Below are 19288 nucleotides of genomic sequence, written 5' to 3' on the forward strand. Positions count from 1 at the left end.
ATAACAAGATACCTCATTTGTCCGATTACATACACGTAACTTAAGCAACTTTGAGCGAAGAAAATGATCTATTTAATAGCAGTAACCATGTAAACCGTTTGCCCAACTGCACCGTCGTAACCCAATATCAATTTATAATCGTAAAAGTTATCGATTTCATTTTTAAATGCTTCTAGCGTAGGTATTTCTTTCGAAACGTGTTTTCTATCCCACTGAAATTTACTTCCCACTTTTAATGTTGCCTTATTGCCGTTGCTGGCATGGTTGCTGATTAATTGATCAGGTGTGATGATATTTTCCATACTTAAACTAACAAACTTATCCCATATTGGTTTTTATCCTGATGGATTCGTGCCAAATGGATACCAAGTAACGTTTCCTGACAAAAGAAGTAATTAAATAAAATGATATAAAAATACCACATCGCCTACATAAGCAGGTTTGGGTTGGTCTTTAATAACAAGAGTAGCCTGGATGGTTACTTTAGTAATTCCCCTAAGGTTACTAATGCAATTCAATTTTGCTTTCAGCTGTACTTCGCTATCTACCAAAACGGCCTGGCCAAACTTAAAACGCTCTATACCATAATTAATTTCCATTTTAATATTGCGTACATCAGCAATTTGTTTCCATAAATAAGGAATTAGCGAAAGGGTTAAGTAACCATGTGCAATTGTAGCCTTAAACGGTCCTTCGTTCTTCGCCTTTTCAGGGTCAGTGTGGATCCACTGATGGTCTAATGTTGCATCAGCAAATTTATTAATCTGTTCCTGATCTATGGTATGCCATTGGGAAACGCCTAATTCTTTCCCTAAATGCGATTCATACTCTTCAAAATTATTAATCACCAACATGTAATTCTGTTTATCTGTTTATTACTATTTTAACAACTCCGTTAGGTACAGCAATCCTTCCGCTATGTAGTTGGTTTCACTCTTCTGTTTCCAATTATAGCGATAATAACGGTGCCTTTAAGCCTATACGTATAAAAATCTTTTAAAGATTTTTTTACTCATTTGGGTTTTATTGATAATGCATTAATATACAGCATGTTTGTTTTCGTATGCAATGCGTCACCAATTGATTATTATAGCAAAATGTTTTAATTTTTGCTGTTCGTTTACGCACAATGCTGTTCATTAACGAACACCGCAATTGATTAAAATACTGTTTAATCCCTTTGTATACAAGCTCAATACGCTTGCTTATATTTGGCATAAGAATCGCACTGGTCATAAAAAATAAATTATGTTCAAATTAAACCTGAAGATTGCTTTTAGAAATCTGTTGCGGAATCGATCATATGCCTTGATTAATATTCTTGGTTTATCTATCGGTATGACCAGTTGTATTTTGATCTTTATTTTTATTCAATTTCAGCTGAGTTACGATACCCATTTCAAAAATAGCGACCGGATTTTCAGGTTCGTAACCGATTGGAAATACAATAGCTTTGACGATTACTCGGCGGGAGTTCCTTTACCTTTTGGTCCTGCCGCCAAAGCCGAACTTCCAGGTATAGAAAAAATAGCCAGAATTTCGCGTAATAGTGGTGTTACACTGGTACGCAATGATGATGGTACCGAACATTTTAAAGCCGTTAAGGATGTATATTTCACTGAATCGGAATTATTTGATGTGCTACAGGTTAAATGGCTTCTTGGAAAACCAACCCAATCATTTTCAATACCCAATACTGTGGTTATTTCAGAGAGAACAGCTAAAATTTTATTTGGTTCTGCAGAAACGGCCATGGGAAAAAATTTCACCTTTTGGAACTCCATCTCGCTCAGGGTTGTTGGGATATTTGCCGATTTACCAGGCAGCAGTAGTATTCCAATGGAAATTATGATTAGCTACCCAACATTTTATGGGAAAAATAATCAAGATTGGGATTCTGTAAGCACTTATAATGAGTGTTTTACTTTGCTAAAGCCGGGTGTAACTGTGGCTGCATTTGAGCAGTCGTTAAAAAGAATGAATGAGAAATACCTTAAACTGAAAAAGCTTGCAGGGAATCAAAATAGTCACTTACAGTCTTTAAGAGATATTCATTTCAGCGAACGTTATGGTAACTTTTCCGAAACATCGGTTACTAAAAAAGAAGTGTATGGCCTGGCCATCATCGGCATTTTTTTAATCATTACGGCTTGTATTAATTTTATAAATTTAGCTACCGCACAATCGATTAACCGCTCAAAAGAAGTAGGGGTACGTAAAGTTATGGGGGCAATGCGCAAGCAACTTTTATTTCAGTTTTTGGCAGAAACAACAACAATTGTATTAATTTCAATGCTATTTGCTTGTATCTTATCCGAATTACTCTTGCCTTCATTGTCGCATCTCCTTAAAGGTGAAGTTGTTCTGTCGCTATTTACAAGTCCGGCAGTTTTTGTGTTTTTGTTGTTGATGATCGTTCTGGTTAGTTTTTTAGCCGGTTTTTATCCTGCAATGATTATTTCAGGTTTTAGTCCGGCCTTAGCCATAAAAAACAAAATCGTTGTCCAATCAGGCAATTTGAGTTTAAGAATGATATTAATTGTAATACAGTTCACTATTACCATTGTGCTCATCATTGCCACTTTTGTTGTGATTAAACAGATGCAATACGTAAGAGAAAAACCACTTGGTTTTAAGAAGGATGCGGTAGTGATGATTGGATTCCCTGGAGATAGTTCGAGCATAAGCCATCAGCAACTGTTTAGAGAAAAATTGCTTCATATACCAGGGGTTGAAAAGCAAAGTTATTTTGCCCGGCCGCCACTTTCAGGAAGTATGAATACCACAAATTTTTATGTTGATGGTAGAGAGAATAAAGATTTTGAGGTTCGGCTGAGTATGAGTGATGAACACTATTTCGATCTGTTCGGGCTACAGTTTATTGCAGGAAGTGTTTACAAAAAGAGTGATACCGCTAATGCTTACATCGCCAACGAAACTTTTGTAAAGAAGATAGGTATCGCCAACCCTCAGTTGGCCCTTGGAAAAGTAATTGCACAAAATGGAAGAACAGGTCCGATAGTTGGCGTTATTAAAGATTTTAATGATCAATCACTCAAAGAAAAAATTTCGCCGATGGTTTTCTACCAGGAAAAAAGGCAATATTATAATATGGCAATAAAATTAGATGCAAAGGAAATGATGCATGCCATGAAAGCAATAGAAAATCTTTGGACAAGTACTTTTCCTAATGAGGTGTATAATTCAAGATTTTTAGATGATGACATTAATAATTATTACGAGTCGGAACATATAACAGGCCTTTTGTTTAAAATATTTGCAGGTGTGATTATGTTTATTTCCTTTATCGGTCTTTTTGGGTTAATTTCTTTTGTTGCAGCTCAGCGTACGCGCGAAATGGCGATCAGAAAAGTACTTGGCGCAACCACAGCTGAATTGGTTAAAATGCTGAATCGCAATTTTATCAAAATGGTTTTTATTGCCAACCTCGTTGCGTGGCCATTGGCTTACATTTTAACAAGTAAATGGCTATCAGGTTTTGCTTATCGTGTTTCGCCTGGTATTTGGCCCTTTATGTTGGCCATGGTTGCATCAATGGTGCTTACGCTAATTACAGTCAGTTTCAGATCATACCGCGCAGCAAAGGCAAATGCTGTAGATGCGCTTAAATATGAGTAAATTAATGTAGAGCATCTTTAGCATTATGTTCTCAAGCCATTCGTCATCCTGAACTTGTTTCAGGATCTAATAAAATTCGCCTAATTAAAAGATAACGCTGTGTTGATTCATGAAATCTGCGTAAGTATTTCGCTATCAATTTCCCGCAGACTTAAGAAGATTAACACAGAACGATTATTAAATCATTTAAAATATTTATTTGTATTTAACTTTAATACAGGTATTTGCGCTGTTTTAGTCATCACTTTTCGCCTTTAACTGAACGTAAATTTACCTGCAATTAAATGTTATCTAAATATTTTATTTGATTTATTTAAATTAAAATTTAGATTTGTCTAAAATTATGTTTAGATAAATCTATTCCGTTCATGAAATCTTCAATTCTATTTTGCTTCACTTTCTTTATCTCGCTAAATGCCATTGCACAAAAAGTTGTTGTTAAAGGCCTGGTCACCTCACAAAATGTACCTGTAGAAAACATTAATATTAAAGTTGTTGGATCAGCACTATCGGCCAAATCAGACCATGCCGGTATTTATCAATTGAATGGCATCAAATCCGGAAATTACGACCTTATTTTTTCTGGCATAGGTTATCAATCTAAGAGAATCAAAATTTTGCTTAAAGAGGACAGTGTTCAGGTTAATGCTGATTTGTTAAGTTTAACATCCGATTTAAGTGATGTGGTAATTACCGGCGTTAACCGGGCAACACAACTGCGTAAAAGCCCTGTGCCAATTGCAGTGCTTTCTAAAAAATCAATGGATCAGAATGTCAATACCAACCTCATCGAAGCCATTGTAAAAGGTGTTCCTGGCATTACAGCAGTTACCACCGGACCAAACGTTTCAAAGCCATTTATTCGCGGTTTGGGTTACAACCGTGTTTTAACACTTTATGATGGTTTAAGGCAGGAGGGCCAGCAATGGGGTGATGAACATGGAATTGAAGTAGATGAATATGGTATTGTTAGGGCTGAGGTGGTAAAAGGCCCGGCCAGTTTAACCTATGGCTCTGATGCCCTGGCAGGTGTAATCAACATGATTCCATTTAGCCCAAATTTTGAGAATAAAAATTTAAAAGGTGATTTTACAGCAAATTACCAAAGCAATAATGGGATGATTGGTTCTTCTTTGGGCATTGCTTATATAAAAAACGACTGGAAATATACCTTTAGGGCTACAGGGAAAATGGCGCACAACTACAAGAATAAAATTGATGGTTTAGTTTATGGAACAGCCTTTAGAGAATATAATTTATCAGCCAGCGCAAGGGTAGATAAGGATTGGGGGTTTTCTAAAACGGCTATAACCTATTACGATAATTTAATGGAAATACCCGATGGCAGCAGAGATTCTCTATCAAGAAAGTTTACACGCCAGGTTTTGGATGAGGGTGATGACATTAAAAACAGACCAATTGTTGCGGAGAACGATCTGAACAGCTATACCATTAATCCGCTGCATCAGCACATTCACCATTACAGGTTTTACAACACCAGTCAGTTTAAATTTGGTACCAGCGATCTTAATCTGCTAATCGGCGGACAGCAAAGTGTAAGGAGAGAATACAATCACCCCACGTTGCCAAGCCAGGCTGGGCTTTATGTAGTGCTCAATACTTTTAATTACGATCTTAAATATAATCTGCCAGATTTTAGTGGTATCGAAAGCACCATTGGCATAAACGGAATGTACCAGGGCAATAGGAGCAAGGTGGCCACCGACTTTCCGATCCCTGATTACGACCTCTTTGATATTGGTGCTTTTTATTTTGCAAAGAAATCGATGGGTAAGGTAGCGGTTTCGGGAGGAATCAGAATTGATAGAAGAAACATAAACTGGAACGATTTTTACGTCGGCACCGATGCCCAAACCGGATTTGGTAAACAGGTTAATTCAAGTGATCCTACAGGGGAATTACAGTTTCCTGCTTTTAATAAAAATTATTACGGCTTATCAGGAAGTTTGGGTATAACGTATAATATTTCCGAAAAATTACTTGTAAAGGCCAATATTGCAAGGGGTTACCGCGCACCAAATATTACCGAAATAGGTTCTAATGGCTTAGATCCAGGTGCCCACATTGTGTATTTAGGCAACAGAACATTTAAGCCAGAGTTTAATCTTCAGGAGGATATTGGCGTTATTGCTTATTTAAAAGATGCAGAAATTAGCCTGGAAGTTTTTAACAACAATATTCAGAATTACATCTATCAATCGCGTTTAACCGATGCCAATGGGAATCCGGTGGTTATAGTTCCAGGAAATTTAACTTATCAGTATCAACAATCGAAAGCCAGGTTATACGGTGCTGAAGTTTCAGTAAACCTGCATCCTGCTGCCATAAAATGGTTAAGTTTCAACAATAGTCTGGCTTATGTAGTGGGGTTAAATCAAAATCAGGAACTTTTGAACAAATATGGCAGGGAAGCTAAATATTTACCATTTATTCCGCCATTGCAATTTAGAACAGAGATTAAGGCAACTTCACAAAAACCGTTTGGCATTTTTGACAAGCCTTACATAAAGGTTGATGCTGCTTTTTTTGCAGATCAGGATAAATTTTATGCCTTGGATGATACGGAGACTTTTACCGCCGGTTATACATTAATTAATGGTGGCATTGGATCAACCCTGAAATCAAAAAAGGGGAAAGTTTTGTGTGATATATTTATTCAGGCAGATAACATTTTCAATATCGCTTACCAATCTAATTTAAACAGGCTAAAATATTTTGAATATTACAAACAGTCTGGCAACGGTCGGTCTGGAATTTACAATATGGGCAGAAATTTCAGTTTTAAAGTCATTATTCCAATTTAGGAATGGTAAATACTATTATGGGATAAAATTTCCATGTTTTAGTGTTAAATGTTTCGTTTTATGAATGGAAGGTAATTAATTTATCTTCCATTTTTTTCGTGCGCCGGGCATGGCAATCGACTATAGGGTTCAAGTCCCGAACACGCTTAGCAGTAGGAAGTGTTAGCTCGAGACAAGGGTGTCGTGGGTGACTGCGAATCTGAAGGAAGTCCGCGGCAAATATGGGGGCTTACGAACAGAAACTGTATACGAGGCGGATTTAGTCCGGGTGATGTTGCGAAACAAACAGAAGCCCAATACTGCACGGGGACTATTACGCAGATACAGAGGCCACATCCATAGGAAGTAGATTGTCTTACCCCGGGAGATCTGAATGAGTTCTGTCAATTGTAAGCGCGATTACAGGAGAAGAAACATTTGGCAGAGATGTTAAATGCCTCAATCAGAAGTCAGCAGCGGTCGTAGTACTGCATTTTTCGGATGCAGAAAGGACCAAATGTTAGGATGGCAAAGGAAACAGGAAGTTTATGGCAGAGCGTTTACAGCGGAACCACATTAGAGAACTGCTTATATGAGGGTAGGACGGAATCCGAGAGTAAATTATAAGAGGAGCTGAGCCGAGCCGTGCAACCAATGTACACAATGCCTGGGAAGGAGTTTTTTTTTTAGTATTATGCTTGAAGAAATATTAGACATCCGAAATGTACAAAGAGCCTTTAGGCAGGTTACTGCCAATAAGGGTGCTGGTGGTATTGATGGTATGCAGACCGATGAACTTCGCGACTACCTGAATGCTAACTGGCAGGCATTACGGAGTGATATTTTATCAGGCCATTACCGACCGAACGCTGTAAGAAAGGTAGAGATACCCAAAGGCAGTGGTGGTAAGAGGATGCTTGGCATCCCAACGGTCATTGACCGGTTGATCCAGCAGGCCATCTCTCAATGGCTGAGCCCCAAGTACGAGGGCGACTTTTCCTCTGATAGTTATGGTTTCCGGCCAGATCGCAATGCCCATCAGGCAGTGTTAAAGGCTCAGGAATATCTTAACACAGGTTACACCTGGATTGTGGAACTTGACCTGGACAAATTTTTTGACCGGGTAAACCATGATAAACTTATGCATCTGCTGTCAGTAAAGATAAAGGATAAGCGGACATTGAAGCTTATTCGTCTTTATTTGAGTGTGGGGATCATGGAGAATGGATTGGTCAGCCCAAGAAAAGAAGGAACGCCACAAGGCAGTCCATTAAGTCCGTTACTATCAAATGTTATCCTTCACGAACTCGATGTTAAGCTCGAAGAGCGTGGGCACAGGTTCGTGCGATATGCTGATGATTGCAGTATCTATCTAAGAAGCAGGAAATCAGGACACCGGGTAATGAGAAGTATTTCAGTATATCTGGAAGACTGCCTGAAACTGAAGGTTAACAGGGAAAAAAGTAAGGTTAGCAGGCCAAGCCAAAGTAGTCTGCTCGGGTTTTCATTCTATGGTAGCAAAGAGGGATGGAAGATGCGAATTTCATCCAAATCTCTAAGAGCGATCAAGGAGAAAATCCGGGAGCAAACTAAACGTAGCCAACCAGTTCCATTCCAAGAAAGAATATTAACGCTTAAGGAAATCATTCATGGTTGGGTTAATTATTTCTCTATTGCAGAAGCAAAGAGTCATATGACCAGACTGGACGAGTTGATGAGGACCAGACTGCGGATTGTTCTTTGGAAGCAATGGAAGAGTATAACGGGTAGAGCGCGGAATTTAATGAAGATGGGGTTGGTAAAACCAAGGGCCTATCAATTGGCCAATACCCGTAAGGGGTACTGTAGGACTGCAAACAGCCCGATATTACTTACAACCCTTGACAAGAAGTTCTTTTTGAGGCATGGACTTGATGGATTTACCAATTATTACTATTGGAAAACGACACACCAAACGAAGTTATTCTAACAAACCGCCGTATACCGAACGGTACGTACGGTGGTGTGAGGAGACAGCAGGGAAACTAATTCCCTGCTTCTTACTCGATTGTTAATTAAAGCACATTTGATACATGCCCTTTAAACTCCCAACCACCAACCATGAACTATAACCATCAACAATTAACCATCAACTATTAACCTCCCAACCATGAACCATCAACTATCAACCATAAACTATCAACCATAGACTCCCAACTCCAAACTCCCAACTACCAACTCCTCCACCCCCTCAACTCCCAACTGTTTTCCCTATTTTTACCCCTTAATACATCCCAAACCATATGGAAGAATCTTTAAGCGATCAGCGACTCCAAATTTTAAGGCAATCAATAGGTAAGGTAATAACCGATTCGCCATCTAATTTTATGAACTGGCTTGCGCCGGTTTTAATTAAAGCGGAAAATGGAATTTTAATTTGCCAGTATACCATCCGTAAAGAAATGACTAATCCTTATCAGATTTTGCACGGTGGCGTAACCGCAGGTATTATTGATGATTTAATCGGGGCAACGGTATTTACGATGGGATTAAATGAGCGTTACACTACTGTAAGTAACTATATTGATTATTTTGCACCTGCAAATGAAGGAGATGAGGTAATAGCCGAAACCTCAATTGTAAAGCGAGGACGCACCATTCTAAACCTGCAATGTGAGCTATATTTGCCCTCGAAAAAACGTTTAATTGCCAAAGGTTATTCCAACATGTTAAACATAGGTTAAGGCATTAAGCAGCATTTAAGAATTAATTATTAATTTGTTAAAATTAACCAAACATTCTCGTTTATATTTTGTTGTAATTTAACCAAAAATATAATGAGCCATGTTAGAAAATTATTCAACCTTGCAATTTATTGTCAGAGGCAAAATTTTTAAAGGATTTTGCATGCGTATTCAAGATGATTTTCATGAAACTTATGCCGTTGTTTTAGATGGATATCATTCCTTTTGTATCTGGTTAGATAATAAAAGTGAAAAATGGTGTGCCTCTAAAAATGTGGCAATCGATCCAGATGCGATCGACGAAATTATTCACCGAATTTCAATTCCACAGGTTTCGTAAAATTAAGATCACATTTAACCTAATGCTCATAAAAAAATCCCTGTTTGGTGTTATATCAGACAGGGATTTTTCGTTAGTAAATTATTTTAATCCCGGCCAAAATAAATAGGCCATTGTAATTGCAGTAATTACGCCTACCAAATCGGCCAATAACATCGAACCAATTGCATAACGGGTATTTTTTATACTAACTGATCCAAAATATACGGCTACTACATAAAAAGTAGTATCAGAAGCCCCCTGAAAAACTCCCGAAAGTCTGCTGGCGAATGAATCAGGTCCGTTAGAAATCATGGTACTTACCATCATGCCTCTTGCTGCCCCACCGCTTAACGGTCTGATTAATGCTGTAGGAAGGGCATCAACAAAGCGGGTATCAGCGCCAAATAAAACAAAAGCCTGTTTAATCCCGTTCATAATTACATCGAAAGTTCCGCTCGTTCTTAGCATACAAACGGCTACCAGTATGCCAACAAGGTAGGGGATAATTTTTATTGCTGTTTCAAAGCCACCTTTGGCACCTTCAATAAATGAATCGAAAACGTCAATTTTTTTGTAAAGTGCGCCTAATACAATGAGCAGAAAAATCAGCAGGATAATACCGCCACTTAATAAACCAGAAAATGATTTTATGCTTTCTGCATTCAATTTACTTACATACCATACCAGCGCACCAATCACAGCCGAGATTCCTAAAACCCAGGTAATGATTGCAGGTTGAAAAATATTTATTTTCTGTTTAAAAGAAACAATCAGCATAGCAGCCATGGTACCCATAAAGGTTACAATCATGCAGGGAATAAATATATCAGTAGGATCAGAGGCATTTTGTGTAGACCTGATCGCGATAACACTCACAGGTATTAGGCTTAATCCAGCCGCATGCAAACACAAGAACATAATTTGTGCATTACTGGCAGTATCTTTATTTGGGTTCAATTCCTGAAGGCTTTCCATTGCTTTAATTCCGAATGGCGTTGCTGCATTATCTAAACCCAATAAATTGGCAGAAAAATTCATAATCATGTGTCCCATAGAAGGATGCCCTTTTGGTATATCAGGAAATAGTTTGGAGAAGAAAGGAGCAATGATTTTAGATAATAAACGGATTCCTCCTGCTTTTTCGGCAATGCTCATAAAACCCATAAATAAAGCCAAAGTGCCCACCAGTTCAATACAAAGTTTAACGGCAATAGAGCAGGTTTCGATAATTCCATCCAATTTTAATGGATTTGCCGGATCAGACGATTTGCCGATCACCATCCAGTTAAAAATATCGCTTTGCCCGAAGAAAAAGCATTTAATACAGGCTACAAAAATAGCTACAATAATAAATGCCGACCAAATTCTGCTTAATGCCATTAGGAATGTTTAATGTTTTGCTTTGAAGGGGTTAAAATACCTTTTTTAAGCGAAAGATCATAGAAAAGAGTTTGGAGTTGAGACGTTGGGGTTATGAGTCATTACCCATAGCCATAATATTAAAGAGGGATAACTGCTTTTTAATATTAATACTGAAAAAATCCATAATAAAAAGTTAGGCTATCTATTATGGATTTAAATATTTTATCTATCTGCGATGAACTGTTGCTTCTGCACCATGGCTTCCAAACTCCCAACTCAACACTCCAGACTCATTTAAGGTTTATCATCAGTTAATTCAAAACCCCAGGTTTTCCCTTTTTCAGTAGCAGGAACCCCGCTTGTCATCCATGCAGGAGCTTTTGCACCTTTTAAATAATAATCGAAAAATTGTTGTTCGCGGATCTGAATATCCTTACGGTTCTGGCGTTGCACTAAATTGTGCGCTTCACCATTGTAATTAAGCATCCAAACTGGTTTACCCAATCGGCGCAAGCCTGTAAACATTTCAATTCCCTGGTACCAAGGCACAGCTCCATCCGCATCGTTGGCCATTACCACCACTGGTGTATTCACCTTCGGGAACATAAATAACGGAGAGTTTTCGATGTATAATTCTGGTTTTTCCCAAAGGGTTGCACCGATACGGCTTTGTGTTTTTTCGTATTGAAACTGACGGTTCATCCCGGTTTCCCAACGGATACCACCATAAGCAGAAGTCATGTTGGCTACAGGCGCACCCGCCCATGCTGCTGCGTACATATTATTTTGGGTAATAAGGTAAGCAACCTGATAACCGCCCCAGCTTTGACCCTGGATGCCGATTTTACTGCCATCTACCCAACTGTTTTTCTTTAAACTTTCTACACCCGAATTGATAAACTCTACAGCAGATTTACCCGGATGACCAGTTTCATAACTGATGTCAGGTGCAAAAACCAAGTATCCGTTACTCACGAAATAAGAAATATTTAAACGCGATGGAGTAGGAGCAGGTGCTTGATAGGTATATAAACCATCAGTAAGTTTTTCGTAGAAATAAGCAATCATTGGGTATTTCTTATTCGGATCGAAATTTTCAGGCTTATACAATATACCTTCTGCTTTATAACCTTTTGGAGTAGTCCATTTAACCAGTTCGGCAGTACCCCAATTATAGTTTTTTTGCTGAGGATTGGTATTGCTTAATTTGGTTTCAGTTTTAAAATCAGTCGTAACGTAAACATTTGGCGATTCTACATAATTAGCTTTATCGTAAATATAAACGTCTGCATCTTCAGCTTTTACCAGGTTCGAATATTTAAATTTACCCATTATTACCAATTCTGGTGCTTTAACAGAACCTACGTTTGTGCGGTAAAAACCATTTTCTTTAGTTGCATTATTAAAACCATCCAACCAAACCAATTCGTTTGCTTTAACAAATTTACTGTCGGCATTTCTTTCAAATCTATTATCCTGCGTTACCCTTTCATAGCGGAAAGTAAGGTTGTTTGCCCTTCCAAATCCGGCAGTAATGTTTTTTGGAGCCGATTTTCCATCTGGTGAAAACGACCAGATATCATATTTATCATAAATTAAAACAGCTTTATCACCTTCCGTCCAGGTAGCTAATCCATATGCTGATGGTAAATCTGGCACATCGTTTTCTTCATCAACAAATTTTTCACTTAAACCAGCGGTTAAAACGGTAACCTTTCCAGTGGCTACATTATAGGTACTCCAGCTGCCTGCTTTTCTATCAAAGTATAAAATGTAATTGCCTGCCGGAGAGGCCAATGCGTAACCATTCAGGTTTTCGATAATTTTCTTTTTTTGTCCGTTTTTAGTGTCAACCAGATAATAATCTTTTGAAGTTGATCCGCTCCATTGTGATTCGATTCTGTGGCCATAATCAGTAGAAGCAAGCACCATTGCTGCATCGCCTTCTGCAATTGGGTTGGCATCGGGCAATTGTAAATTTGTTAGTGGAATTACTTTAGGATCACTGCTATATACATCAATTACTGATAAATAGCTTTTCTTACTATCTCTATCTGCATTTTTAAGCTGCATCGGCTGTAAGTAATCATCCTTATAATTCCAAACATCAACTTTTGCCACTTCAAAATCTACAATAGTGGTATCTTTTGGCTTTTTAACCGGAGAAATGCCAAAAAACAGTTTTTTTCCATCTTTACTAAAGGTTATTTTTCCGTCACCATTAACCGACCATTTTGCTGGCAAACCTGGCATATCAAAATCAACCAATATTTGTGCAGTATCAAGCGTTAAAGAGTTGTAATAAACATTATAATCTTTTATTTCCTGCTTCTCCGGACTTTGTTCGCCCACAAAAGCTACATGCTCACTGTCATCATCGAATGTGAAATTTTTAAAACTTCCTTTGCCTTTAATTAAGGTTTTAAGTGTGCCTTTCTCTGTATTTAATAAAAATACACCTTGTGGAGCAGTTTTATCTTTTTTTGATCCGCTGCAAGCAAAAACAAGTTGTTTACCATCTTTACTAAAATAATAATCGGTAACAAATTTGTAGGTTTTATCTGCACCCGTTAAAAGATTTTTTACTACTAAATCTGTTCCTTCATCCGTTTTTGCTTTAGAAGCAGGGTCATCATCGGCAAAATCATTCTCTCCATCTTTTTTATCGGCAGGTTTTACTGTTTTCTTTGCTGTATCTGGCTTTTCAGTTAAATAAGCCAATACACCAGCACCTTCTTCCGGAAATTTAAATGATTTTACCCTTGGTACTTTGGTTATTGCATTTGTAGTAAGGTTAGCAATACCCAATGAGTCTTTAGGTGATTCCTCGGGCTTTTTCTTTTTAATTTTAGCCTGACGTAAATCTTTATTTAACGGCCGGATATTGAAAGCAGCAAATTTAGAATCGTTGCTAAATTGCGAGTTCATTCCCCTTGCAATGGTAAGCTTTGCATTGGTTTTAATATTGGTTAGGTATAGCTGTGCATCGCCTTCTTGCTGTAAGATGCTGTACATTGCCCAAGTACCGTTATTTGACAATTGCTTAGTACCTACTGATTCCCAAGTATCATAAACGGTATGATCTAAAGGTTTTTTTTGTGCGTAGGCAAAGCTGACAACGAAAAACAGAATAATAGTTAGTCTCTTTTGCATTTTAAAAGTTAATTAATTTGTTGGTTGAGATTTAATCTTCTAAAATTGGAATTTTTTAGCTTATTAAGAAACTTGTATGCCAAATATTACAATTAAAAGCATTTAGTTTAAGAATTAGCGGTATCGGGATTGAAGTTTAGCGGCTAATGCATGTGCTAATCGCTCTCCCTTAAAACAAAAATCCCCGATCACTTTAAAAGCAATCGGGGGTTTCATATTAATATGTGCTAAATTATTTTTTAGCTTGTTGTTGCTGACGCATATAATCATCTAAACGCTGTTGAAATTTAGATTTTTTCTTTTTCTCATCAGCTGGTCTGGCTTTATTCTGTTGAATTAAAGCATGGATTTTATCATCATCAACCATCTTACGGATTAAGAACTGCTGTCCGAAAGTCATTAAGTTGGCTAAGAAATAATAATAGTTTAATCCGGCAGGGTAGCTGTTTAATACACCTAAGAAAATAACTGGCATAATGTAACCAATGTATTTCATCTGGCCTGTTGCACCAGAAACCTGGTTATTAAAGTAAGTCATAATCAATGTAGAGATGGTCATCAATACACACATTAAACTTAAGTGATCGCCAATGAAAGGGATTTTAACACCAAACTTGATAAACTCATCATAAGTTGATAAATCTTTCATCCACAAGAAACTCTCACCACGCAACTCAAACAAGTTAGGGAAGAAGAAAAAGAAAGCCATTACCAGCGGCAATTGTAATACCATTGGCAAACATCCACCGAGTGGGTTTACACCAGCTTTCTTATAGAGTTTTAAATATTCCTGTTGAACCAATGTTGGATTATCTTCACCTACTTTAGCTTTAATTTCGTCCATTTCTGGTTTTAAAACCCTCATTTTAGCCATTGATAGGTATGACTTATAAGTAAGTGGCGATAAAGCAAGTTTTAGTAAAATGGTTAATACCAAAATAATCAAACCATAATTCCAGCCAAAACTGTTTAAGAAATTAAATACAGGCAATACAATAAAACGGTTAATGTATTTTAATGGCCAATAACCCATATCAACCTGCTGCTCTAAATCATATCCCTGTGCTTTTAAAGCTGAGAATTTGTTTGTTCCAAAATAAAATTCCATTTCGTAAACCTGGTTTGCTGTATGTGCATATGGCAATTGCATATTGGCATCATAAAACTTCACTTCACCTGGAGTAGTTGGGATTTTAACTTCTAAAGTTCCTTTGTCGAAAGCTTGTTTTGAGATTAATGAAGCTGAGAAAAAGTGTTGTTTAAAAGAGAACCATTGAATTTTACCTTTCGATAACTCTTCTTTTTCATCTTTAGAAACACTTAAATGGTTTACATCACCATCCAAGTATTTATAATAAGGTGCAGAGTAACGGTGCTCACTTTCAATCGATTTTTCTTGCTGTAATAACGTAGTTTGCCAGTTAAGGCCGATGTTGTTACCCGCAATTACCTGCTGTAAACCAACAAGGTTAATATTAAAACCAACTTTATTGCTTAATGCTTTTAAGTCGTAAACATATTCTACGTAAGCATTGGCACCGTAATTGGCACGCATGGTAACCGTATTACCAGCTTTTGTTGGTGTAAAGTATAAATCGTTTGTGTTGATCACTTTACCGGCTGCGTTAATACTTAAACCAAATTTATTATCGTTTCCTTCAAATAATATAAGCGGTTTTCCGGTAAAGGTTTTTTGACCTTTTACTTCAACAGAGGTGATTTTACCACCTTTATTACTTAATTTAATTAATAAATTTTCATTTTCTAAAACAGTATTGGCTTCAGTGCCTGTTATTGCGGTACCAAAAGGCCCTTTCAAGGCTAAAGAATCTACAACCGGATTTGCAATCGCAGCGGTTTTGCTTGTATCTTTATGTACTGGCTTAATACCAGCTTTTTTCAAAGAATCCAGATGCTCCGTTTCTTGGGCTTTTTTTAATTCAGCCGCGTTCGGCTTCAAAAAGTAGAATGATCCTGCCAAAATGATCATAATCAGGAACAGTCCTGTAAAGGTATTTCTATCCATTATTTATGTATGTACTGCTTTTAATTCGTTTTCTTTTTCGCAAACTCCATCGCAGCGGCGACAAATTTAACAAAAAGTGGGTGAGGATTAGCAACTGTTGATTTTAATTCTGGGTGAAACTGTCCGCCAACGAAAAATGGATGATTTTTTAGCTCAACAATTTCTACCAGATTGGTTTGCGGGTTCATGCCCGATGCAATCATTCCAGCCTCTTCGTATTGCTTTAAATAATCGTTATTAAATTCGTAACGGTGACGGTGACGCTCATTGATATGCGATTTTCCATAAATAGAAAATGCTTTTGTACCTTTTTTAATATCACAAGGATATGAGCCTAAACGCATCGTTCCACCTTTATTTGTTATTTTTTTCTGCTCTTCCATCATATTGATAACCGGATTTGCAGCATTTTCTTCTATCTCAGTAGTATGTGCATCTTTCAAGCCTAAAACATTACGGCCAAATTCAATAACTGCACATTGCATGCCCAAGCAAATTCCGAAGAAAGGAATATTGTTCTCGCGCACATATTTAATTGCGTCGATTTTACCTTCAATACCACGACTACCAAAACCAGGTGCCACTAATACCCCTTGCAAATGGTTTAATTTCTCTTTAACATTATCAGGGAAAATGCCTTCAGAGTGAATATATTCTACCCTTACTTTACATTCATTTTTCGAACCTGCGTGTACAAAAGATTCGATAATTGATTTATAAGCATCTGGTAATTCTACATATTTACCAATCAAGCCAATTTTAACTTCAGCTGTTGGGTTTTTTAAACGGCCAAGGAAATCTTTCCAGCTTTCCATATCCGGATCGTTTTTGGTAGGCAGTTTTAATTTCGATAAAACAGTTTTGTCTAATTGCTCTTTTAACATCAACAATGGCACATCATAAATAGTAGATGCATCCATCGATTCGACTACCGCATTGATGTTAACGTTACAAAATAAAGCGATTTTTTTTCTGATTTCGGGACTAATGTGGTGCTCGGTTCTGCAAACCAATATATCAGGCTGAATGCCATACTCCAATAATGCTTTAACAGAGTGTTGTGTCGGCTTGGTTTTTAATTCGCCTGCCGCTGCCAGATAAGGCACCAAAGTAAGGTGAATTACAATGGCATTTGTACTGCCTTCTTCCCATTTAAACTGACGCACAGCTTCAATAAATGGTAGAGATTCGATATCACCAACAGTTCCGCCCAGCTCAGTAATTACAATATCGTATTCACCGCTATCGCCCAAAATACGCATGTTGCGTTTAATTTCATCGGTAATGTGCGGTACAACCTGAACGGTTTTACCTAAATATTCGCCTTTACGCTCTTTGTTAATTACATTTTGATAAATACGGCCGGTGGTAATGTTATTTGCCTGTGAAGTTGGAACGTTAAGGAAACGCTCATAATGACCTAGATCCAAGTCGGTTTCTGCACCATCTTCGGTAACAAAGCATTCGCCATGTTCGTATGGATTTAAAGTTCCTGGATCGATATTAATGTACGGATCGAATTTTTGAATGGTTACACGGTAGCCACGTGCCTGTAAAAGTTTAGCTAAAGATGCGGAAATGATGCCCTTACCTAAAGAGGAAGTTACACCGCCCGTAACAAAAATATACTTTGTCATGATTGATAATTTGTGGAATTAACCAGGCTTTTTATAGCCCTGTTAATTGTTTTTGTACGGGATACAAAGGTACGAAAAATTATCGCTCGATTAGATAGTTGCAAGAATATTTTTTAAGGTCAAGATTGCGCTGATATTGAATGTTTTAAGTTCTTGCCGAATTAAAATACCCAGGTAAAAAGTTCTTTTTTAATCTATTCGATCTTTCTGAGATTCTTTTTATCCCCATAACGCGTGTAGAGATCGAACATTTTTTAAAATCTTTTTCAGCATCAGTTTTTATGCCTTAAAGTATTTGCTTTACATAGAAATTTTAAAAAATGCCTAAAACGTTGATATTGGAAATTTCTAATAATTGACAATCAAATCGTTGCATCTTTAATTATCTAATATACTGATAATCAGGTTAACAGCAGTTATAATAAATCTTCACTTTCTGTTCTTTCTCACTCCAGGCTATATAAATGTTATTTTCTTTACCTAAACGATATTTAAAGCCATTCAGTCCCGATTTTTTTAATTCTTCGTAAAGTGCTTTATCAGGGGTATACTTGTCTGCCTTATCTTCAGGCATTACCGCAGGTTCCAGAAAATTATCATCACTAAAAAAATCATCAGCAATTGTTTTTAAAAAAATAACCTGGTCTTTTTCTTTTGATAAATCTACATTAGGGTCGGTACTGCCCAATAATTCAGTGCCTTTTATTTTGGTATTGTAAATTTCTTTTCCATCAAAATTTTTGATGCTGAAGGTCAATACCATCTCCTCAGGCTTCCGGCCGGTAAGTTCTATTTTAAAAGTATCCAATCGCTTTAAATCAGAAAATGATTTGGCAATGCGCTGGTTCACATTCTTAAATTCAATGGTATTGGTTTCTTTTTTACCGTTAGATTTACAGCCAACAAGTGCTAAAAAGCACATCAAAACGAAGAGCGGTATATTTCTCATTTTCAAAACTACAAATTTTATGTTTTAGTTCTGATTTGAATTTATAATCTTCGCCAATTTAGAACGAATAGCCAATAGATAACCATAATTGTAAATCGAAATACCCAGCAGGCAATTTAGCTTTTAAATTGTTGCGAACATTATAGTAATTGCCATAACCCACTCCAGTAAGCCCTTCTATAAGGAAATGGTTTTTAGGAATAAATGATACTCCAAAAGTTCCGCCATAACGCAAAGAGCTGGCTGTAAAATCCCTGTCGCGGCCTATACTGAAAATACCAGTTTCATCATAAGAGCGGTGCGAGATTAATGTTTGATTAAGGTTTCCAAAATAAACACCGTAAAAAGCGTTTGCTTCGCGCTTTCTGATAGGTACAATATACTTTTTAGCCCGAAACAAAAAACCATTGTAATGGTAATAATCACGATAACTAATGTTTTTAAATTCGCCAAAAGTGTAAGCGATTTCCAATCCATAGAGATTGGAAAAAGTTTTTTCTATTGAAATTCCAGGTCTTTTAGCCACCAAATTCAAAAGGTTTGTTTTAACAATTAATCCGGCAGGTTCTTGTGCAGAAGCGGCATATCCGAATAAAAGTAATGTTATTAAGAGCGTTTTCTTGTTCATAGATCATCTAAAATACTAAATATTATTCCTTGCAATTAATTTTAT

General features: G+C 37.1%; 13 protein-coding genes. 5 read left to right on the forward strand and 8 right to left on the reverse strand.

Annotated elements, in window-relative coordinates; all coding sequences use genetic code 11:
- Positions 1-68: 68 nt before the first annotated feature.
- On the reverse strand, positions 69-302 hold the full coding sequence (locus tag ACZZZW_RS13450) for a hypothetical protein (protein ID WP_055904701.1): 234 nt from the start codon (positions 300-302) through the stop codon (positions 69-71).
- 93 nt (positions 303-395) lie between these two features.
- A complete protein-coding gene (locus ACZZZW_RS13455) occupies positions 396-854 on the reverse strand; it encodes a MaoC family dehydratase (protein ID WP_029274701.1) in 459 nt (152 codons plus the stop codon).
- Between the two features lie 394 nt (positions 855-1248).
- Here ACZZZW_RS13455 and ACZZZW_RS13460 point away from each other — a divergent pair, with 394 nt between their 5' ends.
- The 5 genes from ACZZZW_RS13460 (at position 1249) to ACZZZW_RS13480 (ending at position 9506) form a co-directional block, all read left to right on the forward strand.
- Positions 1249-3639, forward strand: a complete 2391-nt coding sequence (locus ACZZZW_RS13460; RefSeq protein WP_463494044.1) for an ABC transporter permease — start codon at positions 1249-1251, stop codon at positions 3637-3639.
- Positions 3640-4007: 368 nt separating this feature from the next.
- Positions 4008-6464, forward strand: a complete 2457-nt coding sequence (locus ACZZZW_RS13465; RefSeq protein WP_463494046.1) for a TonB-dependent receptor — start codon at positions 4008-4010, stop codon at positions 6462-6464.
- A gap of 673 nt (positions 6465-7137) precedes the next feature.
- Positions 7138-8412, forward strand: coding sequence for a group II intron reverse transcriptase/maturase (gene ltrA, locus ACZZZW_RS13470; RefSeq protein ID WP_463494048.1), 1275 nt, complete (start codon positions 7138-7140; stop codon positions 8410-8412).
- Positions 8413-8725: 313 nt separating this feature from the next.
- Complete coding sequence (locus ACZZZW_RS13475) at positions 8726-9166, forward strand: PaaI family thioesterase (protein ID WP_463494050.1); 441 nt, start codon at positions 8726-8728, stop codon at positions 9164-9166.
- A gap of 100 nt (positions 9167-9266) precedes the next feature.
- Positions 9267-9506, forward strand: a complete 240-nt coding sequence (locus ACZZZW_RS13480; RefSeq protein WP_055911951.1) for a hypothetical protein — start codon at positions 9267-9269, stop codon at positions 9504-9506.
- Positions 9507-9587: 81 nt separating this feature from the next.
- Here ACZZZW_RS13480 and ACZZZW_RS13485 read toward each other — a convergent pair whose 3' ends face one another.
- The 6 genes from ACZZZW_RS13485 to ACZZZW_RS13510 all read right to left on the reverse strand — a co-directional run bounded on the left by ACZZZW_RS13485 (position 9588) and on the right by ACZZZW_RS13510 (position 19243).
- The gene (locus tag ACZZZW_RS13485; RefSeq protein ID WP_463494052.1) at positions 9588-10868 is read right to left on the reverse strand and encodes a nucleoside recognition domain-containing protein; all 1281 of its coding nucleotides are present in this window, start codon (positions 10866-10868) and stop codon (positions 9588-9590) included.
- A gap of 276 nt (positions 10869-11144) precedes the next feature.
- Positions 11145-14003, reverse strand: a complete 2859-nt coding sequence (locus tag ACZZZW_RS13490) for a S9 family peptidase (RefSeq protein ID WP_463494054.1) — start codon at positions 14001-14003, stop codon at positions 11145-11147.
- Between the two features lie 232 nt (positions 14004-14235).
- The gene (gene yidC, locus ACZZZW_RS13495) at positions 14236-16029 is read right to left on the reverse strand and encodes a membrane protein insertase YidC (protein WP_463494056.1); all 1794 of its coding nucleotides are present in this window, start codon (positions 16027-16029) and stop codon (positions 14236-14238) included.
- 20 nt (positions 16030-16049) lie between these two features.
- Positions 16050-17666 (reverse strand): CTP synthase, encoded by a 1617-nt coding sequence (locus ACZZZW_RS13500; RefSeq protein ID WP_055911944.1) that lies wholly within the window; start codon positions 17664-17666, stop codon positions 16050-16052.
- A 406-nt stretch (positions 17667-18072) separates the two neighbouring features.
- On the reverse strand, positions 18073-18615 hold the full coding sequence (locus ACZZZW_RS13505; RefSeq protein ID WP_463494058.1) for a hypothetical protein: 543 nt from the start codon (positions 18613-18615) through the stop codon (positions 18073-18075).
- Positions 18616-18673: 58 nt separating this feature from the next.
- On the reverse strand, positions 18674-19243 hold the full coding sequence (locus tag ACZZZW_RS13510) for a DUF3575 domain-containing protein (protein WP_463494060.1): 570 nt from the start codon (positions 19241-19243) through the stop codon (positions 18674-18676).
- Between the last annotated feature and the right edge of the window lie 45 nt (positions 19244-19288).

This window comes from Pedobacter sp. AC379, from assembly GCF_979258145.1.

Excerpts from the sequence above, each read along its gene's own strand:
- ACZZZW_RS13450 (WP_055904701.1), bottom strand. The coding sequence starts at position 302 with ATGGAAAATATCATCACACCTGATCAATTAATCAGCAACCATGCCAGC.
- ACZZZW_RS13455 (WP_029274701.1), bottom strand. The coding sequence starts at position 854 with ATGTTGGTGATTAATAATTTTGAAGAGTATGAATCGCATTTAGGGAAA.
- ACZZZW_RS13460 (WP_463494044.1), top strand. The coding sequence starts at position 1,249 with ATGTTCAAATTAAACCTGAAGATTGCTTTTAGAAATCTGTTGCGGAAT.
- ACZZZW_RS13465 (WP_463494046.1), top strand. The coding sequence starts at position 4,008 with ATGAAATCTTCAATTCTATTTTGCTTCACTTTCTTTATCTCGCTAAAT.
- ltrA (WP_463494048.1), top strand. The coding sequence starts at position 7,138 with ATGCTTGAAGAAATATTAGACATCCGAAATGTACAAAGAGCCTTTAGG.
- ACZZZW_RS13475 (WP_463494050.1), top strand. The coding sequence starts at position 8,726 with ATGGAAGAATCTTTAAGCGATCAGCGACTCCAAATTTTAAGGCAATCA.
- ACZZZW_RS13480 (WP_055911951.1), top strand. The coding sequence starts at position 9,267 with ATGTTAGAAAATTATTCAACCTTGCAATTTATTGTCAGAGGCAAAATT.
- ACZZZW_RS13485 (WP_463494052.1), bottom strand. The coding sequence starts at position 10,868 with ATGGCATTAAGCAGAATTTGGTCGGCATTTATTATTGTAGCTATTTTT.
- ACZZZW_RS13490 (WP_463494054.1), bottom strand. The coding sequence starts at position 14,003 with ATGCAAAAGAGACTAACTATTATTCTGTTTTTCGTTGTCAGCTTTGCC.
- yidC (WP_463494056.1), bottom strand. The coding sequence starts at position 16,029 with ATGGATAGAAATACCTTTACAGGACTGTTCCTGATTATGATCATTTTG.
- ACZZZW_RS13500 (WP_055911944.1), bottom strand. The coding sequence starts at position 17,666 with ATGACAAAGTATATTTTTGTTACGGGCGGTGTAACTTCCTCTTTAGGT.
- ACZZZW_RS13505 (WP_463494058.1), bottom strand. The coding sequence starts at position 18,615 with ATGAGAAATATACCGCTCTTCGTTTTGATGTGCTTTTTAGCACTTGTT.
- ACZZZW_RS13510 (WP_463494060.1), bottom strand. The coding sequence starts at position 19,243 with ATGAACAAGAAAACGCTCTTAATAACATTACTTTTATTCGGATATGCC.